An 8,363-nucleotide genomic window follows, 5' to 3' on the forward strand; every position below is an offset into this window, starting at 1 on the left:
AGATCCTGAACACTTTATCTCCATAGACACTACAAAACGATTTCTGATAAAATCAAACATGAACCATTGCTATTCAACGGGTATGTTATATGTAAAATCAATACGACCGTCAAAGTCGGGAAAAACTAAAGAACCTTTTTGCAAATTAGCTTTTAATCGAACAATAATTGAATTGAAATGTCGTTAGGATTCTTACCTTTTGGACTTCCTGCCTCTTTTAATCGAACAATAATTGAATTGAAATATTCGTCAGCATGAATTTCGGTCACGAACACTTTCTTTCTTTTAATCGAACAATAATTGAATTGAAATTAAGACAGAGCAACAAGTCCACTTGTTGTCAAGTATTTCCACTTTTTGAGTAAAGAATGTTAATGAATGATGTTTAACCACTTTAAACGTTCGTTATTTCAAACATTTTACTTACTTTTGTATGAAATAAAAATCATTTTAAATGAAAAAGCAAATCCTATTGCCTAAATACACTACGCTTTTAGAACAAATGGGAGAGAATATAAAACTCGCCCGAAAGCGTAGAAAGCTAACCTCAATACAAGTTGCAGAGCGTGCTGGTATTGCACGTTCTACGTTGTATCTAGTAGAAAAAGGCGAAAGTAGCGTGGCAATGGGTGCTTATTTTAATGTATTGCGTGTATTGGGCTTAGAAAACGATTTTTTGAAGTTGGCAGCTGATGATGAATTGGGCAGAAAACTACAAGATTTAGATTTATTATAAAATGGCAACAAATAAAACCGACATCTATGTTTATGCACACTGGCTTGGATTAGCCGAACCGGTATTATTAGGTATTCTGTCTGCACATCAAGCCAAAGGACGAAAGGCTTTTAGTTTTGAATATGACAAAAATTGGTTAAAATCCAATGCTCAAAGACTGATTGATCCCGATATTCAATTTTATTCCGGACAACAATTTCCAAATAATAAAGAGAATTTCGGAATTTTCTTAGACAGCATGCCCGATACTTGGGGGCGAACTTTAATGAAACGTCGGGAAATTCAGTTAGCCAAAGCGAAAGGCGAAAATCCTAAAACACTGTATGATATTGATTATCTGTTGGGTGTTTTTGATGAAACAAGAATGGGTGCGTTTCGGTTTAAGTTGGATCCTCAAGGAGATTTCTTGGATAATGATTCCGAAAAATCAACACCGCCTTGGTCAACGGTTCGGGAATTGCAACAAGCGGTTGTTCATTACGAAAATGATGCGGATAACGAAGCCATAAATAAATGGTTGAAGATACTCATCGCTCCAGGTTCTTCCTTAGGTGGTGCAAGACCCAAATCCAATATTTTAGATGAGAAAAATCAACTCTGGATTGCGAAATTTCCTTCTAAAAATGATACAATTGATAAAGCCGCTTGGGAATATCTAACCTACCAATTAGCGATAAAAGCCGGAATCGAAATGGCGGAATGTAAAATTGAAAAAGTTAGTGGAACTTATCACACCTTTTTCACCAAACGTTTTGACCGGATGAATCAGGAAAGAATTCAATTTTCGTCCGCAATGACGATGACTGGCAACAATGAAGATACGATTAAAAATCAGCCAGCAAGTTATTTGGATATAGTGGAATTTATTCAGAATTATGGTTGTAAGGTTAATGAAAATCTACATCAATTGTGGCGAAGAATTGTTTTTAATATCGCAGTTTCCAATACGGACGACCATCTTCGTAATCACGGATTTATTTTAAAAGATGAAGGCTGGGTATTATCTCCGGCTTATGATTTAAACCCTTCCATTGACAAAGATGGTTTGGCTTTAAATATTGATATGGATAACAATGCTTTAGACTTTGAATTAGCTAAAAGCGTAGGCGATTTTTTTAGATTGAATCAATCTGAAATGGACAATATATTGAACGAAGTTTTCACTTCTGTAAAACAGTGGAAAGAAATCGCTCGTAAAATTGGAATTTCACGATCAGAACAAGAGTTAATGCAATCGGCTTTCAAGTTTATTTAAGTGATTTGTACACTTACTCAACAGTCAATTGTACTTGCGTTTTGTATCTTATTTGTACCATAAAAATATAATTAATTGATTTTCAGATATGGTTATTTTTGAAGAAGTGAAGTAAAAGACAATGTGAAATAACTAAAATAAATTATTTCTGATCCGTAGTAAACAATTTGTTTATTACGGATCTTTTTTTGAATGTTAATACTATATTCGTAGTTCTGTTAAACGAACTCTATACAAGGAATGAAAAAATGCTTACTGTGTATTCTGGTTATTTTATGTTTTTATTATTCTGCTTTTTCACAATCGGTAACTCCTCGTTTGAAAGGACGTATTGTGGATGTAAATACTAAGACTCCAATAGATTTTGCGGATGTTTTGCTTTATGTGGAGGGAGATGACAATCCTTCAGCTCATGTTTTGCCTGATTTGAATGGACAGTTTTTTGTAAATGACCTGAAAAATGGAGAATATTCTCTTTTGATACGATTAGTGGGGTACGATGTGTATAGTCGAACGGGGCTGGTGTTTACTTCAACAAGTCCATTACTTGATTTGGGAGTGATACAAATGAAACCCCTTGAAGTTGGGTTAGCGGAAGTTGAAGTTGTTGCTCAAAAGAAACAGATCGTATATAAATTAGATAAGAAAGTGATTGAGGCTTCTTCTAACTTACTATCAAGTGGAGGTACGGCAGTTGATATTTTAGAAAATACCCCTTCTATACGTGTAGATGCGGAAGGAGAGGTTACTTTTAGGGGGAGTAGTGGCTTTGCTGTTTACGTAGATGGCAAACCGAGTGTGTTCAGTGGAACTCAGGCATTAGAACAAATACCCTCTGGACATATTGAGAATATTGAAATAATCACAACTCCGTCTGCTCGTCATGATACCGAGGGGGATGTAGGAATTATAAACATAATAATTAAACGTCATACGCAAAACGGGTTGAGTGGTATGGTTAATCTGACTGGAAGTACGGTCTTATCGCGCGGTATTGATTTTCTGGTAAGTAAACAGACTAAGGCGCTCCGTTGGTATGTTGGTGGTATGTGGAATGATAATTTAAGAAAGAGTGATTTTAATCAACAGAAAACCACAATTCTTAATGACACGTCCACTATGTCTCACTCTGACGGTCCTCGTGAAAGTAATAATTTCAACTATTCATTAAAGACAGGATGGATGTACTCTTTTCCTAAAACGACATTAAATCTTGACCTGGAAGGAGGTTATGGCGGACGAACACGGAGTGGAGATCTGGATTATGAAGAAGAACGTAGAGTTGATGAGACAATCTTTGAGAAAGGAGATTATTTTAGTCGTGATGAATATGATTTGCATGAGACTTATTATCTGGGAACGACTGGTTTTGCACATAAGTTTGACGACAGAGGACATAATCTTACCGGAAGTTTCTATCTGAAGTATGGAGGAGATGCCTTAGAATATTTTCAAAGTGATTTGTTTGACAAGAATGATAAACGCCAACAAGGCCACAGAGCTTGGGAAGACGAACACCGTTGGACTGTAAGGGGGAATTTGGACTATGTATATCCTTATCGTGAGACAGGTAAGTTGGAAACCGGTTATCAGTATTTCTCTTATCTGGAAGACGGAGATTATAGTATGCAGTTCTGGGATCCCGCAAAACAAGAGTTTTATTGGCGTGAAGACATCTATAATACCTTTTATTTTCAACGTGGCATTCATTCTTTGTATGCTTTAGTTGCTGATAGTTATCAGACATTTGATTTCCAGATAGGTCTTCGCGGAGAATACGCGCGAACTGTTTTGCGTAGTTCTATTGAGGGGGCAAACCGAATAAAAAATCACTATAATTTATTTCCTTCTGTACATTTAGGCTATACTTTCCCTAATGATCATCATATTTTGGCTTCTTATTCACATCGGACAACACGCCCTCAGTTATTTTATATGGAACCATATATTACCTATCGCGATTATTATTCTGCAGAGATCGGAAATCCGGATATTCGTCCGGAATATATTGATTCCTATGAATTAAATTATAAAAAGAATATCGGTCTGCATACTGTTTCCGCCACAGTGTTTCATCGCAGCAGGCAAGATAAAATAGAACGCCTTCGCGTTCCTTATGAAGCAGGAGTAACATTAGACTCGATGGCCAACGTAGGTCATGATTATTCTACCGGAATGGAACTTAGTGCGCAAATGCAACTGACAAGCCGTTGGAATTTGAATATTAATGGAAGTTTTTATCATTATAAGGTCGAGAATGAAATTAAATCTACCGGAGGAACAAATGAAAAGAGTACGAATTACGAGATTGCGCTAAATAATGCTTTTGATGCCGGCAAATATACCCGTATTCAGTTTGACGGTAATTTCGTGGGGCCTTCCGTGACCACTCAAGGACGTACAGATGCGTTTTGGTATGTGAATCTGGCCGTTCGTCAACAATTATTGAACAGGAGATTGACTGCAACACTCGCATTCAGAGATGTTTTTAATTCGGCACGCTATGTAAGTACTATTTCTACCTCCAATTTGGAATCAGTAACCCGTATCCGGCCGAATTATCCGCTTATTTCGCTAACTCTGAGTTATACGTTTAATAATTATAAATCAAAGATAACGCAATCCAAAACGGATCACGATTTGTTTGAAGGTACAAATCATTAACTGATAGAAGATAAGCTATCATATTTTATAATAATAGTGTCAGTTTTGTAACGTTATAAATTGACACTATTCTTATTTTTGTCTCTATTGTTAATCTTATGCCTGTAAAAATGAAATGCGCTCTTCTTATTAAAAAAATTACTTTCCTGGTCTTATTCGGAGCTATCTGCACTCCGGTTTTTTCCCAAGTAAAAGATTTAAAAATTTTCGGATATCTGGGTAATCGTATTGATGAATGTATCGAACATCGGGTGAAAGCTCAGGATGTGGAACATTTGATCAAACCTTTCAGAGATCGAACGGAGACTCGTCGGTGGCAAAGCGAATTTTGGGGTAAATGGATTCAGGGAGCTATCGGATCATATAGATACAATAAAGATCCGGAATTATATCAGATAATAAAAAACGCAGCTAACGGATTAATGGCAACGCAAACTCCGGATGGTTATATCGGTAACTATGCTCCGGAAGCTCAACTTGAACAATGGGATGTTTGGGGACGAAAATATTCTATGCTGGGTTTGATTGCCTGGTATGATCTCTCGGGAGATAAGACGGCGTTGACGGCTGCTTGTAAAGTTCTGGATCATTTGATGACGCAGTTTGGGCCTGGCAAAAAAAATATAGTGGAAACAGGTAACTATTTAGGTATGGCGAGTACATCGGTGCTCGAACCGGTTATTTATTTATATAATTGTACTGGTGAGAAACGTTATCTTGATTTTGCCGAATATATTGTAAAGCAATGGGAGTCGCCTTTCGGACCGCAGTTGATTAGTAAAGCGATTAAAGGTGTACCTGTGTCAGGACGTTTTCCGCATCCTAAGCAATGGTTTTCACGTGAAAACGGACAAAAGGCTTACGAAATGATGTCGTGTTACGAAGGTCTTCTGGAATTGTACAAAATAACAGGTAACCCTCTTTATTTGTCGGTCGTAGAGAAAACGGTAAGTCATATTATCAGTGAAGAAATAAATGTCGCTGGTTCGGGAAGTGCTTTTGAATGTTGGTATGGAGGACGTGAACGACAAACGTTGGCCACCTATCATACAATGGAAACCTGCGTGACTTTTACATGGATGCAATTATGTAACAGGTTATTAGGAGTGACAGGCAATTCTTTATATGCAGATTATATTGAAAACAGTATTTTTAATGCCTTATTAGCGTCTTTGAAAGCAGACGCTTCGCAGATAGCTAAATATAGTCCGCTGGAAGGCTGGCGTCATGAAGGAGAGGAGCAATGTGGCATGCATATCAACTGTTGTAATGCGAATGGTCCGAGAGGTTTCGCTCTAATCCCGGATTATGCTTACCACGTAAACGGGGAAACAATCTTTTTGAATCTATATTCACCTTCGGAAAGTACAATTCAGTTACCGGGTAAGAAGCAGGTACAACTTGTACAGCAAACGGATTATCCGGTTTCGGGAAGCATTAAAATTGAGGTAAATCCCATTAAAAAGTCTCATTTCAGTTTTGCTCTTCGTATTCCCTCGTGGAGTAGTCGCTCGACGGTAAAAGTTAATGGAAATGAGATTGCCGACGTTCTACCCGGATCTTATTGCCAGATAGAGCGTGATTGGAGAAAAGGAGATGTCATAACTGTTGAATTAGATATGCGAGCCAAATTAGTAGAACTCAATCAGGCACAAGCTATTGTCAGAGGTCCTATCGTACTGGCGCGAGATAGTCGATTCAATGACGGCGATGTGGATGAAGCTTCGGTTATTGTAGCAAAAGACGGATATGTGGATTTACAGCCCGTTCAGAATTCCGGTTTTTCATGGATGACATTTACTGCGCCACTGGTATTGGGTACAGATTTAGAAGGACATCGTGACCCCATTAATGTTCGCTTTTGCGACTTTGCTTCAGCAGGAAATACCTGGGATAAAAACATTCGTTATAGAGTCTGGTTACCTAAAACGCTGAATGTAATGCATGCTCCATATAAACCTTATTCTGATTGATTAATTCTCAAAAGAAGCAAATTTAAGGCCTTTGTCTTATACGGAAAAAGGTTGACAGTTTTTAATTTGCTGTTTTCCATGGGTAATGGCTAAAAACAAAAAGGTCTGAAAATCTATGCCCACGAATTGGTACTGTGCACATTTCTTTGATTTTCAGCTTGATGCATTCTGTCAATGAACTATGTCGTAAAGATAATGAGATATTTGTCTATTTTGTTACTAACTTTAAAAAGATTCTTCCTCGTTTAGAGGCTGTTTTGAATTTTACGAATCTTTTTATATTGTTTGTAACTCTTTCATGTTCTTTCATTTGAAATTTTAGATGCGTTTGCTCTGAGCTATTGGTTTGAAAAATCAAGATGTTGGAAAATCAGCTATTTTTGTGTCGGATTGATAGCGATCACAAATGAGGATTTTTGGGCTGACTTCTCTAACAAAATAACCAAATATGTGCCTGAAGAACAGAATTCGGGAGATGTTGTTTAAATTGCATTATCAGGCATGTCCGTTTTTTTCAAGATTTGTAAAAAGAAAAAAACAAGATTACGCTACTCTTTTTTGAAGATAAAGGATATATTTCGAAAGATAACCTTTATATTTTGGAATATAACCTTTGTTTTTTTGGTAAAAAAACGGTCTTTCTTTGTCATTATGGAATATTTATTGGTTTGAAACTATATAAACGAAAGAGAAATGAGGTTAAGTGCTTTTGAAGTGCGTAAGCAAAATGGTTAAAATAGTTTCTTTTTGTCTTGTCTTCATGTGTTTCGCCAAATACCAAATCAGATATAAAAAAATAGAGAATAAATTCAAAACAGATTCTTAGTGTTATGTAAATTATATTATGACGTATATTGTTTGTCTCTTTGGCTAAAAAAGCCATGGTACGATACACAATTAAGTTGACAAAACAAGAAGTAGCAGAATTGGAAGCAATAGTAAGTAAAGGCTCTCACACGACTCAAACCTACAGGTGCGCTTATATCCTGCTCAACACTTACGAAGGCGATTATTCTCGTAAGGTAACGAATGAGCGGATATGTGAAGTGTTACGCATAGGAATGCGGACAATAGATCGTGTCAAAAAACGAACTTAAGCCATGGAAAGTAAGGGGATGGGTTATTCCTACAGCTAACGGTGGAGAATTTGTGGCTCACATGGAAAATGTTCTGGATGTATATAAACGCCCATATAATCCTGACAATCCGGTAATGTGCATGGATGAATCCCCCAAACAACTGATTGAAATGCGCAGTTCAATTCCTGCAAAACCCGGACAGGAAGAGTGGATTGATTATGAATACATCAGACACGGAGTGGTCAATATATTTATGGCAGGCGAGCCTCTGAAAGGGAAAAGAATGGTAGAAGTAACACATACAAAAACAAAGATAGATTGGGCTCATTTTATCAGGAGGATATCCGATGAAATGTTTCCAAAAGCGGATAAAACAACACTGGTCATGGCTAATTTCAAAACACATACTCCGGGAGCGCTCTATGAAGCTTTTGAACCGGAGGAAGCAAAAAGGGTATGGGATAGATTTAATTTCGTATTTACCCCAAAGCATGGAAGCTGGCTCAATATGGCTGAGATAGAGTTTCATGTTTTCCTGACTTTGACGGTTTATTTTCGAAAACGAATGATTTTCAGTGTCTTTTGTTTTTGTTTAGACACTACACCTAATTTCTACTATCCAGTTTAAATGGTACGGTATGCCTTTTCATTTTCAT

General features: G+C 37.1%; 4 protein-coding genes, 1 pseudogene and 1 CRISPR repeat array. All 5 genes and pseudogenes read left to right on the forward strand.

What is annotated here, in order from left to right:
• Nucleotides 1-149 precede the first annotated feature (149 nt).
• Nucleotides 150-312: direct repeats of the CRISPR family, unit length 30 nt; unit sequence CTTTTAATCGAACAATAATTGAATTGAAAT.
• A gap of 142 nt (nucleotides 313-454) precedes the next feature.
• Nucleotides 455-736, forward strand: a complete 282-nt coding sequence (locus PHT93_RS14695) for a helix-turn-helix transcriptional regulator (protein WP_300244436.1) — start codon at nucleotides 455-457, stop codon at nucleotides 734-736.
• A 1-nt stretch (nucleotide 737) separates the two neighbouring features.
• Nucleotides 738-1,991, forward strand: coding sequence for a HipA domain-containing protein (locus PHT93_RS14700; protein WP_300244438.1), 1,254 nt, complete (start codon nucleotides 738-740; stop codon nucleotides 1,989-1,991).
• Between the two features lie 240 nt (nucleotides 1,992-2,231).
• The gene (locus PHT93_RS14705; RefSeq protein ID WP_300244440.1) at nucleotides 2,232-4,655 is read left to right on the forward strand and encodes an outer membrane beta-barrel family protein; all 2,424 of its coding nucleotides are present in this window, start codon (nucleotides 2,232-2,234) and stop codon (nucleotides 4,653-4,655) included.
• Nucleotides 4,656-4,765: 110 nt separating this feature from the next.
• Nucleotides 4,766-6,628, forward strand: a complete 1,863-nt coding sequence (locus PHT93_RS14710; protein WP_363318658.1) for a beta-L-arabinofuranosidase domain-containing protein — start codon at nucleotides 4,766-4,768, stop codon at nucleotides 6,626-6,628.
• Nucleotides 6,629-7,509: 881 nt separating this feature from the next.
• Nucleotides 7,510-8,248, forward strand: a pseudogene (locus PHT93_RS14715) (IS630 family transposase); the annotation flags it as partial.
• Between the last annotated feature and the right edge of the window lie 115 nt (nucleotides 8,249-8,363).

This window comes from Massilibacteroides sp. (assembly GCF_028705895.1).
In the GTDB taxonomy this organism is placed as follows: Bacteria; Bacteroidota; Bacteroidia; order Bacteroidales; family Tannerellaceae; genus Massilibacteroides.